We start from the raw sequence: 16,958 nt of genomic DNA, 5'->3' as shown, positions 1-16,958 counted from the left end.
TTTCGCGGTGCGCCTGCGCGCGCTCAGCAGCGGAAATGATCGATGCTTTGTCCGGCGTGAATCGCGCGCGCGAGCCACGCCGGTTTATCGCCGCGACCGTCCCACGTGTTACCGAACGCGTCGCGATACAGCACCGCGGCCACGGCGTTCGCGTCGGCTTCGAGCGATTCGGCCAGCGCTTCGAATGTGATGCCGTGGTCGTCCATGCGTCGGCGGATCCACGCGATCATGCGCTCGCGCAGGTTCTCGTCGCGTTCGAACAGTCGTTGTTGTTGTTTCATAACGTATTGGTGTCGCAGCTCTTGCTGGCATCAGACAAACGGGCAACTCGCATAACAACGCGAGGCTCGTGCGTAATTCAATTTGAATGGAAGCAATTCGACGAATTCACGCGATCCATGCAAATGCGTGAAAACCCGCATTTGCAAGTGATGCCTGTCAGATCCTGAATTAAAGCGCCTGAGTTGAAGCGCTGGAATCAGGCGAATCGGCTACTCGAAAAATCGGCGTGGCTCGAATTGCGCCCGTGTTTCGCGTCGTGCGTCGCCTCGTCGTGACGAGGGAGCTTCCGCGTATGGAAAGTCATTCTAGCATTCGATGTATTTGGGCCGCAGCAAAGAACTTTTTCTAATTTCACTGATTGCGCGACTTCCGGGTTTTCGGTATTCGTGGCTTCCGCCGCGCGATTGGCGGACAATGCGAGACTCTGCATTCGCCAGAACTTCTGGCATCGGCCCGACATCAGGAGACACGACCATGCCCGCCTCGACCGCCATCCTCACGATCCTCGCCGCGCTGCTATTGGGCGCGATGAGTCCGGGGCCCAGCTTCGTCATCGTCGCACGCAATGCGATCGGTCTGTCGCGCGGCGACGGTCTCGCGACAGCGCTCGGCATGGGTATCGGCGGTGTGTTTTTTAGCGGCATCGCGCTGCTCGGGCTCTATACGCTGCTCGCGACGGTCGAATGGCTCTACGTCGGGCTGAAAGTGGCCGGCGGCGTCTACCTGGTCTATCTGGCGTCGAAAATCTGGCGCGGCGCCGCGAAGCCGCTCGCGTTCATCGAAACGCGAACCGGCAGCGGCGGCAATCCGCGCAAGTCGTTCTGGATCGGCTTGAGCACGCAGCTCAGCAATCCGAAAACGGCTGTCTATTACGGCAGTATCTTCGCTGCGCTGCTGCCGCAGCATCCGCCGGTGTGGTGCTATTTCGCGCTGCCGCCGGCGATCTTCGCGATCGAGGCGGGCTGGTACACGATCGTCGCACTGTGCTTTTCGAGCCAACGGCCGCGCGAAATCTATCTGCGCTGGAAGGGGTGGATCGATCGCATCGCCGCGAGCGCGGTGACCGCGCTGGGCCTGCGGCTGATTTTTAACGCGCACAAGGTGGGAATTTGACGGCAACACGAAGCGGCGCGCACCGTCGCGACTCGATGCGCGCCACTCGCGCCGCCCTGAATCAGCGGTAATCGCGGCGCGTTACCCTTTCCCCTCCGCCTTGATCCGCGCGCGCAACTCGAACTTCTGGATCTTCCCCGTCGACGTCTTGGGCAACTCGCCGAAGCGCACCGCCTTCGGCAACTTGTAGCCGGCCAGAAACAGCCGGCAGTGCGCGATGATTTCCTCCTCGGTCACCTGCGCGCCTTCCTTCAACTCGATGAACGCGCACGGCACCTCGCCCCACTTCGGATCGGCCATCGCGACCACCGCCGCCACCGACACCGCGGGATGCCGGTACAGCGTGTCCTCGACCTCGATGCTCGAAATGTTCTCTCCGCCCGAAATGATGATGTCCTTGCTGCGGTCGCGGATGCGGATATAGCCGTCGGCCGTGCGCACGCCGAGATCGCCGGTATGGAACCAACCGCCTTCGAAAGCCGCTTCGGTCGCGCGCTCGTTCTTCAGATAGCCCTTCATGCAGATGTTGCCGCGAAACATGATCTCGCCGATCGTTTCGCCGTCGTCCGGCACCGGCGCGAGCGTGTCCGCATCGAGCACCGCGACCGCCGCCTGCAGGTGATAACGCACGCCCTGGCGCGCGGTCAGGTCGGCGCGGATTTGATCGTCGAGCGCGTCCCATTCGTCCTGCTTTGCGCAGACAGCCGCCGGCCCGTAGGTTTCGGTGAGCCCGTACACGTGCGTCAGATCGAAGCCGATCTGCTTCATCTTCGCGATCACCGCGGGCGGCGGCGCGGCGCCCGCGACCATCGTCGACACGCGATGCGTGATGCCCCCGCGCCATTCGGCCGGCGCATTCACGAGCGAACTCTGTACGATCGGCGCTCCGCAGTAATGCGTGATGTGTTCGCGGCGAATCAACTCGAACACGATCTTCGCGTCGAACTTGCGCAGACAGACGTTGACGCCCGCGCGGGCCGCCACCGTCCACGGAAAGCACCAGCCGTTGCAGTGGAACAGCGGCAGCGTCCACAGATAGACCGCGTGCTTCGGCATGTCCCATTCGAGAATGTTGCTCAGCGCGTTCAGATATGCGCCACGGTGATGGTAGACGACGCCCTTCGGGTCACCGGTCGTGCCCGATGTGTAGTTCAGCGCGATCGCGTCCCATTCGTCGGCGGGCGGGGTCCACTCGAAGGACGGGTCGCCGCTTTGCAGGAACTGCTCATAGTCTGTCGCGCGAATGAACTGCGCGGCGTCGGCGGGCTGCGCGTCGGCCACGCTGATCACGCGGAGCTCCGGGAATTCTAGCGCCGCGCGATGCGCGAACTCGCCGTATTCGGTGTCGACGATCAGCGCCTTCGCCTCACCGTGGCGCAGCATGAACAGCAGCGTCGCGACGTCGAGCCGCGTGTTCAGTGTATTCAGCACGGCGCCGGCCATCGGCACGCCGAAGTGCGCCTCGACCATCGGCGGGATGTTCGGCAGCAGCGCGGCCACCGTGTCGCCACGGCCGATGCCGGCCTCGTGCAGCGCGCTCGCGAGCCGCCGCGCACGCTCATAGGTCTCGCGCCAGTTGCGGCGGATCTCCCCATGGACGATCGCGAGCCGCTCGCCATACACTTGCGCTGCGCGCACGAGGAAATCGATCGGCGTCAACGGGACATAATTGGCCTCGCGCCGCCCGAGGCCTTCGTCGAACATGTGCTGTGTCATTGCTTCGTCTCCTGAGGCGCGAGCCGCGCCGCCGATTGTTGTGACCGTGTTCTATGAAAGAACCAGGGCCTAGCCTAGCAATTGTCGTCATGAACTGTCTGTCATTCAAATGACAGAGTGGCGCGACTGACGCCCCGCCTTGACCTGGCTCAGCCGGCACCGCTCCCAAACCGCTTATCGCCGATGACCGACGCTCCGCTGACTGACCGCGCCGACACCCGGCCGCCCCAACGGGTCGCGCCCACCGACCTCGCGCGGCTGTTCGTCGCGTGCGCGTGGTTTCGCGCGCTCGCCGCCGATCATCAGGCGATGGTGCTCGCCAGCGCACACGCCGAGCACTTTGAAGGCGGTGCGTGGATCGCCCGCCGCCAGCAACCGTCCGACGATTGGATCGGCGTGCACTCGGGGCTCGTCAAGCTCGCTATCTACAACGCGTCGGGCCGCAGCTGCACGCTGTCGGGCGTGCCACCGGGCGGCTGGTTCGGCGAAGGCAGCGTGATCAAGCGCGAATTGCGCAAATACGACGTGGCCGCGATCCAGCCGTCGCTCGTGATGTTCGTGCCGTCCGCGACCTTCCATGCGTTGCTCGAATCGAGTCTGCCGTTCACGGGCTTCGTGATCCGGCAATTGAACAACCGGATGGGGGAATTCATCGCGTCGATCCAGAACACCCGGCTGCTCGACGTGGACGCACGCGTCGCGCAATCGCTCGCGCAGCTGTTCAATCCGGATCTGTATCCGGACACGGGTCGCACACTGGCGATTTCACAGGAAGAAGTCGGTCTGCTCGCGGGAGTGTCGCGGCAGCGCATCAATCAGGCGCTGCAGAACCTCGAGAAGCTGCGGATTTTGCGACTGTCGTATAACCGGATCGAGGTGCTCGATCTCGAGCGGCTGGCGGCGTACGGGCGGGAACAGATCTAGCGGCGCGACTGGCGCTCGCTACCCGGCGCGCACGCCGCCCTTGCGCGTCGCGCGCGTTTCGAGAGCGTCGTCGGTCTTGAACAGCGCGAGCATGATCGCGCTCAACACGCCCGTTTTTTTCCAGCGCAGATAGTAGCGATGCGCGGTCTGGTACGGGACGTAGTGCTCGGGCATTGCGCTCCACGGCGCGCGCGTGTGCAGCACCCACATCACGCTATTGAGCACGTGGCGAATTTCGATCGGCGGACGACCACGGCGCGGGCAGTCATCATGCAAGGTTTCAGGTAACAGCGGCGCGACCCGCTGCCATTGCTCGTCGGTCAGCTCCTGAACGACCGGCGAGGTCGCGATGGATTCGGAAGATGGACTATTCATGCGTGAAAGCGCACGCGTAAAACGCGTGCTGGCGTCGCTCCGAAAGTCGCGTCGATACGTCAATTCGCTCGAGACTACTCGAAGCTTGCCTGGGAGAAAGTCAACTTTTGTCACCAGGAACGGCGCAATTGTCAAAAATGGCAATAGGTCATTGCGCGAGAGCGGCGATGGCGCGGCACGGACGGCGATCTACCATCGGCGCGCCCGGCGCCGCCGCCGTTGCCGTGACGTCCGAACAAGCTTCGGCACAAAGCTCGATCACGCCGTATGGCGTCGCCGACGTCAGCGTGCGCTATCTGACGAACTCGAACGCCAAAAACGACGATCGTCGGCTCGGCCTCGGATAGCCGGCGCATTTTTTTCAAAGGCCTGACGGTGGCCGCGATGTACTCATTCGGCACGAACTCGGAATCGACCGGCGACGGCGGCTTCTCGGGCCAGGTGCCAGGCCATCTCGGCGCGGGCAAGATGTACGGCTTCACGCTGTCGTACGTGGCGGGTCCGCTATCGGTCGCGGCCGGCGTGCAGCAGAACAGCGACAACAGCAATCACAAGCAGACCATCTTCAACGCGAACGCGGTCTATGCGTTCAGCTCGACGAAGCTGTACGTCGGCTATCTGCATTCGAAGGACGACACCGGCTTCGTCGACAGCGCGCTCGCGCAGCAGACGCTCGTGCCGGGCGTCGATATCGTCAAGGGCTCGGGCCGCATCGACAACGGACCGTTCGCCGGCGTCACGTGGCAGGCCATGCGCGCGCTGACGCTGACGGGCGCCGCGTACTACGACCACATGTCGAACGCGGCGATCGGCGCTGGTCAGCTCGGCAGTGGCTATCGCTACACGTTCGTCGCACTGGCCGTGTACGCGCTGTCGAAGCGCACCGAGGTGTACGGCACCGTCGATTTCGACAAGGTGTCGGGCGCGGCGTCGGTCGAACTGCCGGGCCGCGGCAACCAGACCGGCGTTGCGCTCGGTTTGTGGACAATTTTCTGAATCGTTTCACGTCGTCATGGCAAAACGGGCGTCCCCAGGGACGCCCGTTTTCTTCGCCTCGCATACGGAAACCGGCTCACCGGTCTGCCGCGCGCATAAAAAAAGGTGCCGCGAACGGCACCTTTCTGTACTACAGGCAGCTTCTGCTGAAGCTTAGAAGCGGTGACGCAGACCGACCGTAGCAGCCGTCTGGTTCTTCGACGACGAGGTCGGAACCGTGTTGTCGCCGCTGTAGATCGAAGCCACGCCGCCGTCACCCATTGCGTGCTGGTACACAGCCTGAGCGTAGACGTCGGTGCGACGCGACAGCGAGTAGTCAGCCTGCAGGCCGATCTGGTGGTAACGGGTCTTCATGTCGTTACCGTCGGCGTTGATGCCGTAGCCGCGCGCGTCGGTGAACGTGTACGCGACGCCGAGAGCCATAGCCGGGGTCACATTGTACTTGCCGTTGATTTCGTAGTTGTTGGTGTGGCCTTGACGCTGACCAGGAGCTGCACCAACCAGGTTGTCGACGCGCGATTGCGTCCATGCCACGCCAACCAGCGCCGGGCCGAAGCCGTACGAAGCGCCTGCGCCGAACTGACGCTGACGGAAGTCGCCTTGCAGCACGCCCGCGGTGTTCGCCAGAACGCCGTCCGATGCGCCGCTTGCGTTAGCAGCCGGGTTGTTTTGCTGAGCGTAGGCAGCCCCGAGGTGCAGGCCTTGCCACTGGTATGCGGCGCCCAAGCTGTACTGACGGTTGTTTGCGAAGCCACCAGCCTGGTTCGAGAAGCCGTACGTGCCGCCGAACGTGAAGCCAGCGTAGTTAGCGCTCGAGTACTTGACCGAGTTGTTGACCGACAGACCACCGTTGGTGTTCAGGTTGTCGTTGTTGAACGGGTGCGCGAAGTACGTGCCGCCCCAGCTGCCCGTCGCGGTCAGCGGTGCGAGGTAGTCCTGCGCTGCGTCGTACTGGCGACCCAGCGTGACCGTACCGAATTGCGAGCTCGACAGACCGACGAAGGCCTGACGGTTGAACATGCCGTTGTTGTTAGCGTACTTGCCGTTGTTGATGTTGAAGCCGCTTTCCAACGTGAAGATTGCCTTCAGACCGCCGCCCAGATCTTCCGAACCACGCAGGCCGAACATGCTCTGGTTGATGCCGCCGCTACCTGCTGCCCACTTGGAGTTGTGGGCAACGTTGCTGGTGTACGTCAGACCTGCGTCGAGCAGACCGTACAGGGTCACGCTGCTTTGTGCGTGAGCGACCGAAGCGAACGATGCGGCAGCCGAAACGACGATGAGACTCTTTTTCATGGGAACTCCAATTCGAAAAATTTATACGGGGAGCAGGACCTGCCTCAGCAGCCGATGCATCGCATTTGCCGCCGCCCGCTTGGCCGAACCGTGGGGATCGACCGGGCACCCTTGAAGCGAAGCGTGAGTGTAGGGGGACACCCTGGTACCGACGCAGGCAATTCACGCAACAGGATTTTTCGAATTTCGCAACAATGTTGGACCCGATTGGGATAACTTCTTGTTTTTCCACCGTTTATTGCAAGATCTGGGTGCCGGATCGCCAGCTCCACCCAAAACGAATTTGCAACGCGTCAATATTCTAAGTTGCGCGTTTGCAACAGTGCTTTAATACGCGTGACGTAATCGGGTCGGAGCAAATTGACGAAAAGACCGGCCGAGATTTTTTGTAATCAAATGGTTGAAGTGACGGTTTTCCGGGTCGTGTGAGATTTATTTTTGGAGCGTCGGAACTTAATAGAGTTAAATGCAGTCTTGCTCGCGCACCCGCCAATTAATGGTTTCCGGCGGGGCGATTAATTCGTCGAATCACCAAGACGGCTTATTCACCTAATCTTTATTGACCGAGGCAAACAATCGCTGCCGCCCCCGGGCAGCGCAACGGTTCGAGCCCACCGCGTCGAATCAGCATTCACTATTGAGACACTGCCATTGCGGCGGTCTTCTGATTTCTCGCTTTAGCGAGCACCCTCTGTCACGTCTCTATAAGATGCGCGTGCGATTCGAAAAAACCTTCAGCACGGGCGTTGCCCGGAGGTGAATTGCGACGCCAGCCGCCGCGTGACAAGACCCGCGCTGAAAGCGGACGGCGTGCATCAACAAGCCTTCCGCATTCAATTAACGGCGGGGTTGCGCCGTTTTTACACGGAGTTTCCCTGATTACGCGTGATCACCGCTTATGGCTGGCGCGGAGCGCGCTTAAGCGCCTCCTCGTCCGCGGGCGAGGCCCGGCGCGAGCGGGTCGGTGTCGGGCGGTGTGTGGGGCAACGGACGCGGCTCGCCGGGGTTGAGGCTGGGCACTGGGTCGCCCAGCTGAGGCAGCCGAAGGCCGCCCAAAAACAAAAAAGGGTTCCGGAATTCGGAACCCTTTTTTCGATACTTTGGTGGGCCGGGTGGGGTTCGAACCCACGATGTCCTTTCGGAGGTGGATTATGAGTCCACTGCCTGCAACCAACACGGCGTCCAGCCCAAGAAAAAAGACCCGGTCGTGAAGGCCGGGCCCGTTTCGTCGATTGGCCGACATACTACACGAAAAAGGAGCCTCCGCAACCGCTTCGCTTCGGCGAAACGACCGGGAGGCCCCTTTGATCGCATCATTTGCGGCCAACCGCGGCCGTCGCCGTCAATTCCCTTCGAGGAATGACTTCAGCTTGTCCGAACGGCTCGGATGACGCAGCTTGCGCAGCGCCTTCGCCTCGATCTGACGAATTCGCTCACGCGTCACGTCGAACTGCTTACCGACTTCTTCGAGCGTGTGATCCGTGCTCATCTCGATACCGAAACGCATGCGCAACACCTTCGCTTCGCGCGGCGTCAGCGAATCGAGCACGTCCTTCACGACGTCGCGCATACTCGCGTGCAACGCCGCATCCGCCGGGGCGACCGTGTTCGTATCTTCGATGAAGTCGCCCAGATGAGAATCGTCGTCATCACCGATCGGCGTTTCCATCGAGATCGGCTCCTTCGCGATCTTCATGATCTTGCGGATCTTGTCTTCCGGCATTTCCATCTTCTCGGCCAGCGTCGCCGGATCCGGCTCGAGACCGGTTTCCTGCAGGATCTGACGCGAGATGCGGTTCATCTTGTTGATCGTTTCGATCATGTGAACCGGAATCCGGATCGTGCGCGCCTGGTCGGCGATCGAACGCGTAATGGCCTGGCGGATCCACCACGTCGCATACGTGGAGAACTTGTAGCCACGACGGTATTCGAACTTGTCCACCGCCTTCATCAGGCCGATGTTGCCTTCCTGAATCAGGTCGAGGAACTGCAGACCGCGGTTCGTGTACTTCTTCGCGATCGAGATCACGAGACGCAGGTTGGCCTCGGTCATCTCGCGCTTCGCCTGGCGCGCCTTAAGCTCGCCGGCCGCCATCTGACGGTTGGTTTCCTTCAGGTCCTTCAGCGGCAGCACCACGCGCGCCTGCAGATCGAGCAGACGTTGCTGCTGTTCGCGGATCGCCGGAATGTTGCGCGTGAGGATCGCGCTATACCCGTGACCTTCGGCGACGATCTTGTCGGCCCATTCGAGGTCCGTCTCGCTGCCCGGGAAACGCGCGATGAATTCCGCACGCGGCATGCCGCACTTGTCGACGACCGTATGCAGGATCTGACGCTCGACCTGACGCACTTCATCCACCTGCGCGCGCAGCGTGTCGCACAGACGCTCGACGGTACGCGCGGTGAAGCGGATCGTCATCAGCTCGTTCTGGATGGTTTCCTGCGCCTTCAGATACGACTTGGACTTGTAGCCTTCCTTCTCGAACGCGCGACGCATCTTGTCGAACCATTCGCTGATCGACGCGAATTTTTCGAGCGACGCGCGCCGCAGCGCTTCGAGCTGCGCGGCGTTGGCGGTGGCTTGCGCCGCGCCATCGTCTTCTTCCTCGTCCTCTTCGTCCTCTTCCTCGGCTTCCTCGTCTTCATTCTCGATCGCTTCCGCCTCCTGCGCGGAGAAGCCGTCGGCGTCTGCCGCGTCGGCGTCGATCAGACCGTCGACGAGTTCGTCGATGCGCGCTTCGTCGTTGGCGACGCGCTCGGCCATCGCGAGAATGTCGGCGATCGTGGTCGGGCACGCGGAGATGGCCATCACCATGTGCTTCAGGCCGTCTTCGATGCGCTTCGCGATTTCGATTTCGCCTTCACGCGTAAGCAGCTCGACCGTGCCCATTTCGCGCATGTACATACGCACGGGATCGGTGGTGCGGCCAAATTCGGAGTCGACGGTGGACAGCGCGACTTCAGCTTCCTCTTCGACTTCGTCGTCTGACGAAGCCGCGGGCGCGTTGTCGTTGAGCAGCAGCGTTTCAGCGTCCGGGGCCTGTTCGTAGACCGCGACGCCCATGTCGTTGAACGTGCTGATGATGCCTTCGATCGCCTCGGTCTCGGTGAAGTTGTCCGGCAGGTGATCGTTGATTTCAGCGTACGTGAGGAAGCCGCGCTCCTTGCCGAGCTTGATCAGGGCGCGCAGCTTGGAGCGACGCTCCTCGAGTTCCTCCACCGTGCCAGGCTGCGACGACGCGAACGCATCCTTCAGCAGCGCCTTTTCCTTTGCACGACGGTCGCGAGCCTTGACCTTCTCCGGCTTGCCCGGTGCGGCGGCAGCGGTTTCTTCGGTCTGGGTTGCATCGTCATCGACGGGTACTTCATTCAGCTTTTTCGTCATGGAGTTCGCCGTACCGGCTGTAGTCTCGACCCCCGGCTGTTGGACAACAGCCGGTTGAACCGTGGATACTGAAGTCACGCGAGCTACCGCATCGTCCTGAACGGCAGCCGCTTCCCTTGCGCTTCTGACACCCGCCCGCTTGGCAGCCGGCGGTGCTACAGCTTTCGCCGCCCGAACCGGTGCGGCCTGCGCGGCCGCAGTGGTCGACGACTTCTTCCCGGCAGCCGGCGCAACGCTGACAGCAGACGTTCTTCTGGCGGATGCAGTCAGCTTGGCTTCGGTAACTTTTCCGGTGCGCTCTTTAGCGCGTGAGCCCGTTGCATGATTTCCGCCTGTCGTCTTTGCCATCGCATCGCCTTTCGCCTTTGCTAGGAAAACCCTTGAAAAAACAAACCGCTAGAAACTTTTGATTATACCACCCGAGGTTTCGGCCTCTCCGCTACAGCCCGAGTTGACGCTTCATGTCGGCCCGCTTCCGGTTGAGCTCCGAAAACTCGGCAAACTCTTCCGACGTATGCCGCGACTGTCGCGAAAGCTGTTCGAGACGATCGCAATAAGCGTCGTATCGCATCTTCAAAATCGCGGCTTTCAGCTCCTCGCCGACAATTCGTTCCTGCTCGCGCCGTTCCTCGATGACGGCCGCGTCCTGCGGGTCTTTCAGCAGCAAATCCCGGACGTTTTCATCATAGTCTAGAATTTTGCGAAAGATTTCCTCGAAAGTTGGGGCGTTCGCGCCATTTCGCAAGAGATCGGACAACAACTGGAACGCTGCCGAATCGCCTAGGGCCCGCGCGTGCGTCGTCACTTCCGCGAACAGTTCGCCGTGCCGGGTCACGGTGAGCAGCGCCTCTTCGGCCGCTTCGTCGAGCATCGCGACTGTGCGCGGATACATCACCAGATTGCGCAGCGTCTTTTCCTCGATGCCGGTCACGCTGCGCCGGTCCTTGCGGGCCGGCGCCTTGCGCGACGCGGCCGCGATCCGCGCGTCGACTTCGCAAAGCGCCGCGACTTCGCTGAATGGCACATCGAGCCGGTCTGCGAACATATGCATGATCTGCGCGCGCAGCGCATTGGCCGGCAACGCCTGCAGCAGCGGTTTCGCGTCGAACAGCGCGCGGGCCTTGCCTTCGGGCTGATCGAGCTCCTTGCCGGTCAACACCTCGTTGAGCATGAACTGCGACAACGGCATCGCCCGTTCGACCTGCTCGGCGAAAGCCTCGGTGCCGAACTCGCGCACGTAGCTGTCGGGATCATGCTCGCTGGGCAGGAACAGGAAACGGATCGTCCGGTTGTCGGCGGCGTGCGGCAGGCACGCATCGAGCGCGCGACGCGCGGCGCGCCGTCCGGCCGCGTCGCCGTCGAAACTGAAGATGACCGTATCGGTCTGGCGCATCAGTTTCTGCACATGAATCGGCGTGCAAGCGGTGCCGAGGGTCGCGACGGCGTTCTGGAAGCCCAATTGGGCCAGCGCGACCACGTCCATATAACCTTCGACGACCAGCACGTAATGTTGCTCTCGAATCGCAAGACGCGCCTCGAACAGCCCGTACAGCTCGCTGCCCTTGTTAAATAGCGGCGTTTCCGGTGAATTCAAATACTTTGGCTCGCCGCCGTCGAGCACGCGGCCGCCGAAGCCGATCACCTGCCCTTTGACATTGCGGATCGGGAACATGATCCGCTCGCGAAAGCGGTCGTAGCGGCGGTTCTGACCCTGCGCGTCTGACTTTTCGCTGACGATCACGAGACCCGCTTCGACCAGGGCGTCGTCGCGATAGTTCGGGAACGCCGCCTCGAGGTTTTGCCACCCGTCCGGCGCATAGCCGAGACCGAAGCGCGCGGCGACTTCGCCGGTCAGGCCGCGCTTCTTCAAATATTGGATCGCGCCCGGCGCACCGCGCAGTTGCTTACGGTAGTAGTCGCAGGCGGTATGCATGAGATCGGACAGCGCGGTTGTCACGGCCTTCGATGCCGCCGGCGCGTAGCCGCCGCCAGCTCCGCCACCACCGCCGCCGCCATATCCGGGAGAAGGCTCGTGCGGTACGGTGAGACCCACCGATTGCGCGAGCTCGTTGACCGCTTCGGGAAACGACGCGCCCACGTGTTCCATCAGGAAACCGATGGCCGTACCATGCGCACCGCAGCCGAAGCAGTGATAAAACTGTTTAGTCGGACTAACCGTAAACGAGGGGCTCTTCTCGTTGTGAAACGGGCACAGCCCCATGAAGTTCGCGCCGCCCTTTTTCAGCTGCACATACCGGCCGACCACGTCGACGATATCGACGCGGTTGAGCAGGTCCTGCAGGAATGACGGTGGGATCACAGTAAATGACGCTGCCTGGAAAGCTTCAAAATCCAAGCCCGGAGCACGGGCTCGACACCGCGCCCGGGTCCCGCGCCTCGCCTTCAGGAGGCGCGCGACCCGGACAAATCGACAGAGTTACTTAGCGAGCGCGGCCTTGACCTGTGCGGAGACGGCGGTCATGTCGGCGCGGCCGGCCAGCTTCGGCTTCAGCACGCCCATCACCTTGCCCATGTCCTGCGGGCCGGCAGCGCCGGTTTGCGCGACCGCCGCCTGCACCTCGGCAACGATTTCCGCTTCGGACATCTGCTCAGGCATGTACGCGGAAAGAATGGCCAACTCGGCCTTTTCCTTGTCCGCAAGATCCGTACGTCCTGCGGCCTCGAACTGGCTGATCGAATCCTTGCGCTGCTTGATCATCTTGTCGATGACGGAGGTTATGGCGGCATCGTCGAGCGTGACCCGCTCATCGACTTCACGCTGCTTGATCGCGGCGAGCAGCAGGCGGATCGTCCCGAGACGTTCGGTCTCGCGCGCCCGCATGGCAACTTTCATATCGTCGTTGATCCGGTCCTTGAGACTCATCACTCACCTGAATTGCGTTGAAAAGTTGAAAAACCGGCCGGTCGACGGCGGCGATACCGCCGCATCAGCACAAAAACCCGCTTGGGACTTCTTCCTCAAGCGGGTTGGCGCAATTTTGCGTAGTGGATGCGACCCTGCCGGTTGGCCCGATGGGCCGGGTTTGCCATGATGACACCTGTCGTGCCGCCATCGGCTTGGATGCTGCCGCGCCGCGTACAGCGGGCAACGCCAGAATCAGTAGAGCTTCCTTGGCAGCATCTGGCCACGCAGACGCTTGAAATGACGCTTCACCGCCGCCGCTTTCTTGCGCTTGCGTTCGGCTGTGGGTTTCTCGTAAAACTCGCGAGCGCGAAGTTCCGTCAGTAAGCCGTTTTTCTCCATGGTGCGCTTGAAACGGCGCATGGCGACTTCGAACGGCTCATTGTCTTTTACGCGGATGGTCGTCATTTTTCAATAACGGAACTTTGTAAAGGTTCAGGAGTATAGCAGAGCTTTCTCACAAAGCCATTGCGCCGTCAAGCCCCCGGGCATATTCGGCCGCCGCCTCGCCCGCCGCGACACCCGACGCCCACGCCCACTGGAAGTTGTAGCCGCCGAGCCAACCGGTCACGTCGACCGCCTCGCCGATGAAGTAGAGGCCCGGCACCCGCGCGCTCATCATCGTGGTCGATGACAAACCGCGCGTATCGACCCCGCCGCGCGTCACTTCGGCCTTGCGATAACCCTCGGTGCCGTTCGGCGTGAGGGTCCAGCGCGACAGCGCCTCACCGATGCCGCGCAGCGCCTTGTCCGGCAGATCGGCGACGCGGGCCTCGGCGGCCACCTGGTGAGTGTCGAGCCACACATGCGCGAGCCGCTGCGGCACCCATTCCGATAGCAGATTGGCGATCTGCCGCTTCGAGCCGTTTTTCGCGTCGATGAGCGCAGTCGCGGCGTCGCGCTCCGGCAGCAGATTGATGTGAATCGGCTCGCCGGGCTGCCAGTAGCTCGAGATCTGCAGCACGCCTGGGCCCGACAGGCCGCGGTGCGTGAGCAGTAGATCTTCGGTGAATTCGGCGCCGGTCTTCGTATTGCCAGTCGACAGCTGTACTTCAAGCGACACGCCCGATAGCGCCGCGAACGGCTCCCAGTCGGCCGGAGCGAAGGTCAGCGGAACCAGCGCGGGACGCGTGTCGATCAACTTGTGGCCGAACTGCCTGGCGATCCGGTACGCGAAATCGGTTGCGCCGATCTTCGGGATCGACAGACCGCCCGTCGCGATCACGAGCGCACGGGCGGCGATCGTGCCCGCCGTCGTGCCGAGCAGGAACTGTCCTTCGGCGTCCTGGCGCACCTCTTCGACCGACAGCGGCGTGCGCCATGCAACCCCACCGGTGTCGCACTCGTTCTTCAGCACGTCGATGACCGCGTCGCTCGACTGATCGCAGAACAGCTGGCCCTTGTGCTTCTCGTGCCATGTCACGCGATGCTGCTTCAGCAGCGCTATGAAATCGCGCGGCGTATAGCGCGCGAGCGCCGAGCGGCAAAAATGCGGATTCGCCGACAGATAATTGGCCGGCCCCGCATACAGATTCGTGAAGTTGCACCGGCCACCGCCGGAAATGCGGATTTTTTCCGCGAGACGCTGCGAGTGGTCGATCAGCGCCACACGCCGGCCGAGTTGACCGGCCACGGCCGCGCACATCATGCCGGCCGCGCCCGCGCCGATCACTGCGATATCGAAGGATTCCATGGGGCCGCATTGTACCTGCCGGGCCCTCGCTTCCATGCCCGTGCTCAGCCGGCCGCCTGCGGCTGCCTGTCCGCGCTGGTATACTTTCAGGCTTATCTTTCACTTCCGGACGCGCGACGCGCGCGCCCGTCTCAAGCGATTCATCATGCTCGTTCTCGGCATCGAAAGCTCCTGCGACGAAACCGGTCTCGCGCTCTACGACACGGAGCGCGGCCTGCTCGCGCACGCGCTGCATTCGCAGATTGCGATGCATCGGGAGTACGGCGGCGTCGTGCCGGAGCTTGCATCGCGCGACCATATCCGCCGCGCGCTGCCGCTGCTCGAAGAGGTGATGCAGCGCGCCGGCGTCGCGCGCGGCGACATCGACGCGATCGCTTACACGCAAGGGCCCGGGCTCGCGGGCGCGCTGCTGGTCGGCGCGAGCGTCGCGAATTCGCTGGCGATGGCGTGGAACAAGCCGACCGTGGGCATTCACCATCTCGAAGGGCATCTGCTGTCGCCGCTGCTCGTCGACGAGCCGCCGCCGTTTCCGTTCGTCGCGCTGCTGGTCTCGGGCGGCCACACGCAGTTGATGCGCGTGACGGACGTCGGCTTCTACGAGACGCTCGGCGAGACGCTCGACGACGCCGCCGGCGAAGCCTTCGACAAAACCGCCAAGCTGCTGGGCCTCGGCTATCCGGGCGGCCCCGAAGTCTCGCGCATGGCCGAGTTCGGTACACCCGGCGCAGTCGTGCTGCCGCGCCCGATGCTGCATTCCGGCGACCTCGATTTCAGCTTCAGCGGCCTGAAGACCGCCGTGCTCACGCACGCGAACCGGCTGGGCGGCGCGAACATCTGCGAGCAGGCCAAGGCCGACCTCGCGCGCGGTTTCGTCGATGCCGCTGTCGACGTGCTGGCCGCGAAATCTCTAGCGGCGCTCAAGCGCACGAAGCTGAACCGGCTGGTGGTGGCGGGCGGCGTCGGCGCGAACCGGCAATTGCGCGAAGCGCTGTCGGCCGCCGCGCAGAAGCGCAATTTCTACGTCCACTACCCGGACCTGTCGCTGTGCACGGACAACGGGGCGATGATCGCGCTGGCCGGCGCGCTGCGTTTGCAACGCTGGCCCGAACAGGCCGGCCACGACTACGCGTTCACCGTGAAGCCGCGTTGGGATCTGACGTCGCTCGCGCACTGAACCGCCGCCCCAAGAGGACAAAAAGCCGCTTTACAAGCGGCTTTTTCGCTTCAATGCTTTTGCAACGAAACGGCGTGGAGCGATCAGGAACGTATCAGGCGAGGCGCTTGTCCCGCTCGATCACCGCATACGCGCTGTGATTGTGAATCGACTCGAAGTTCTCCGCTTCGAGCACATACGCGACGATGCACTCGTCGGCATTCAGACGCTGGGCAACGTCGCGCACGAGGTCTTCGACGAACTTCGGATTTTCATACGCGCGCTCGGTGACGAACTTCTCGTCCGGGCGCTTGAGCAGGCCCCACAGTTCACACGACGCCTCTTCCTCGGCGATACGGATCAACTCTTCGACAGCGACGTCGCCGCTCAACTCGGCATCGATCGTCACGTGCGAACGCTGATTGTGCGCGCCGTACTGCGAGATCTTCTTCGAGCACGGGCACAGGCTCGTGACCGGCACCAGCACCTTCAGGAACACCCGCGTCGCGCCATGGCGGGTCTCGCCGGTCAGCGTGACTTCATAATCGAGCAAGCTCTGCACGCCCGACACCGGCGCGGTCTTGTTCACGAAGTACGGGAACGACACTTCGATGCGGCCCGCCTCGGCCTCGAGTTTTTCGAGCATAGCCGCGAGCATCGTGCGGAACGTGGCCGGTTCGAGCGGCGCCTTGTTCTCTTCGAGCAACGCGACGAAGCGCGACATGTGGGTGCCCTTCTGCTCGGCCGGCAGATGCACGTCGAGATTCCACGTGCCGACCGACGGCTGCACTTCGCCACCTTGCGTGCGAATCGTCAACGGATGACGCACGCCCCTCACGCCGACCCGCTGGATCGGAATCTGGCGCGTGTCGGGGGTGCTTTGCACGTCGGGCATCACGAAAGCGGGATTCATCTGATTCATTCTTTTGTCCTTTCTGGAAAGCGCCGGGCTGCGCCAAGGTTTCGCTGCATCGGCGACTATCGCGCAGCGAGTGCGAGGCACCCAGCGGCCATGCGGATCAGTGCGCGCAACGGCGAACGCCGGCTCGCGCCGGCGTTGGGTGACGGGCCGCAACACCCGTCGGTTCAAACTGGAGATTGC

General features: G+C 62.6%; 13 protein-coding genes, 1 tRNA gene and 1 pseudogene. 4 read left to right on the top strand and 11 right to left on the bottom strand.

The window, feature by feature from the left end:
• Positions 1 to 23 precede the first annotated feature (23 nt).
• Entirely contained in the window at positions 24 to 281 is a 258-nt protein-coding gene (locus HDG33_RS27115; protein ID WP_184036253.1) for an H-NS family nucleoid-associated regulatory protein, read from the bottom strand.
• Positions 282 to 756: 475 nt separating this feature from the next.
• Between HDG33_RS27115 and HDG33_RS27110 the strand changes: the two genes are divergently transcribed.
• Positions 757 to 1,395, top strand: a complete 639-nt coding sequence (locus HDG33_RS27110; RefSeq protein WP_184036250.1) for a LysE family translocator — start codon at positions 757 to 759, stop codon at positions 1,393 to 1,395.
• A gap of 81 nt (positions 1,396 to 1,476) precedes the next feature.
• Here HDG33_RS27110 and HDG33_RS27105 read toward each other — a convergent pair whose 3' ends face one another.
• Positions 1,477 to 3,111, bottom strand: a complete 1,635-nt coding sequence (locus HDG33_RS27105) for an acyl-CoA synthetase (RefSeq protein ID WP_184036247.1) — start codon at positions 3,109 to 3,111, stop codon at positions 1,477 to 1,479.
• 117 nt (positions 3,112 to 3,228) lie between these two features.
• On the opposite strand from HDG33_RS27105, the gene HDG33_RS27100 reads away from it, so the two are divergent.
• On the top strand, positions 3,229 to 4,035 hold the full coding sequence (locus HDG33_RS27100; RefSeq protein WP_409259076.1) for a Crp/Fnr family transcriptional regulator: 807 nt from the start codon (positions 3,229 to 3,231) through the stop codon (positions 4,033 to 4,035).
• Positions 4,036 to 4,053: 18 nt separating this feature from the next.
• Here HDG33_RS27100 and HDG33_RS27095 read toward each other — a convergent pair whose 3' ends face one another.
• Positions 4,054 to 4,410, bottom strand: coding sequence for a transposase (locus HDG33_RS27095; protein WP_184036241.1), 357 nt, complete (start codon positions 4,408 to 4,410; stop codon positions 4,054 to 4,056).
• Between the two features lie 167 nt (positions 4,411 to 4,577).
• Here HDG33_RS27095 and HDG33_RS27090 point away from each other — a divergent pair.
• A pseudogene (locus tag HDG33_RS27090) lies at positions 4,578 to 5,406 on the top strand (porin).
• Positions 5,407 to 5,559: 153 nt separating this feature from the next.
• Here HDG33_RS27090 and HDG33_RS27085 read toward each other — a convergent pair.
• From HDG33_RS27085 to HDG33_RS27055, 7 genes are all read right to left on the bottom strand, one after another.
• Positions 5,560 to 6,702, bottom strand: a complete 1,143-nt coding sequence (locus HDG33_RS27085; RefSeq protein WP_184036238.1) for a porin — start codon at positions 6,700 to 6,702, stop codon at positions 5,560 to 5,562.
• Between the two features lie 1,101 nt (positions 6,703 to 7,803).
• A tRNA-Ile gene (locus tag HDG33_RS27080) sits at positions 7,804 to 7,891 on the bottom strand.
• Positions 7,892 to 8,044: 153 nt separating this feature from the next.
• Positions 8,045 to 10,435, bottom strand: a complete 2,391-nt coding sequence (gene rpoD, locus HDG33_RS27075; protein ID WP_184036235.1) for an RNA polymerase sigma factor RpoD — start codon at positions 10,433 to 10,435, stop codon at positions 8,045 to 8,047.
• 91 nt (positions 10,436 to 10,526) lie between these two features.
• Positions 10,527 to 12,407 carry a DNA primase gene (dnaG, locus tag HDG33_RS27070; RefSeq protein WP_184036232.1) on the bottom strand — a complete coding sequence of 627 codons (1,881 nt, stop codon included), beginning with the start codon at positions 12,405 to 12,407 and terminating at the stop codon, positions 10,527 to 10,529.
• Positions 12,408 to 12,524: 117 nt separating this feature from the next.
• Positions 12,525 to 12,971: a GatB/YqeY domain-containing protein gene (locus tag HDG33_RS27065; RefSeq protein WP_184036230.1), complete on the bottom strand. Its 447-nt coding sequence runs from the start codon at positions 12,969 to 12,971 to the stop codon at positions 12,525 to 12,527.
• A 234-nt stretch (positions 12,972 to 13,205) separates the two neighbouring features.
• Positions 13,206 to 13,418 carry a 30S ribosomal protein S21 gene (rpsU, locus tag HDG33_RS27060; RefSeq protein ID WP_018424196.1) on the bottom strand — a complete coding sequence of 71 codons (213 nt, stop codon included), beginning with the start codon at positions 13,416 to 13,418 and terminating at the stop codon, positions 13,206 to 13,208.
• A 49-nt stretch (positions 13,419 to 13,467) separates the two neighbouring features.
• Positions 13,468 to 14,703 (bottom strand): NAD(P)/FAD-dependent oxidoreductase, encoded by a 1,236-nt coding sequence (locus HDG33_RS27055; RefSeq protein ID WP_184036227.1) that lies wholly within the window; start codon positions 14,701 to 14,703, stop codon positions 13,468 to 13,470.
• Positions 14,704 to 14,848: 145 nt separating this feature from the next.
• Between HDG33_RS27055 and tsaD the strand changes: the two genes are divergently transcribed.
• Positions 14,849 to 15,877 (top strand): tRNA (adenosine(37)-N6)-threonylcarbamoyltransferase complex transferase subunit TsaD, encoded by a 1,029-nt coding sequence (tsaD, locus tag HDG33_RS27050; RefSeq protein WP_184036225.1) that lies wholly within the window; start codon positions 14,849 to 14,851, stop codon positions 15,875 to 15,877.
• A gap of 94 nt (positions 15,878 to 15,971) precedes the next feature.
• Here the strand turns inward: tsaD and folE2 are convergent, their stop codons facing one another.
• Positions 15,972 to 16,778 (bottom strand): GTP cyclohydrolase FolE2, encoded by an 807-nt coding sequence (gene folE2 / locus HDG33_RS27045; RefSeq protein WP_184036222.1) that lies wholly within the window; start codon positions 16,776 to 16,778, stop codon positions 15,972 to 15,974.
• Between the last annotated feature and the right edge of the window lie 180 nt (positions 16,779 to 16,958).

Source organism: Paraburkholderia sp. Cpub6 (genome assembly GCF_014201065.1).
Lineage (GTDB): Bacteria > Pseudomonadota > Gammaproteobacteria > Burkholderiales > Burkholderiaceae > Paraburkholderia > Paraburkholderia tuberum.
Note: the sequence above shows the minus strand (reverse complement) of the source record. Positions and strands in the feature narration are given on the sequence as shown.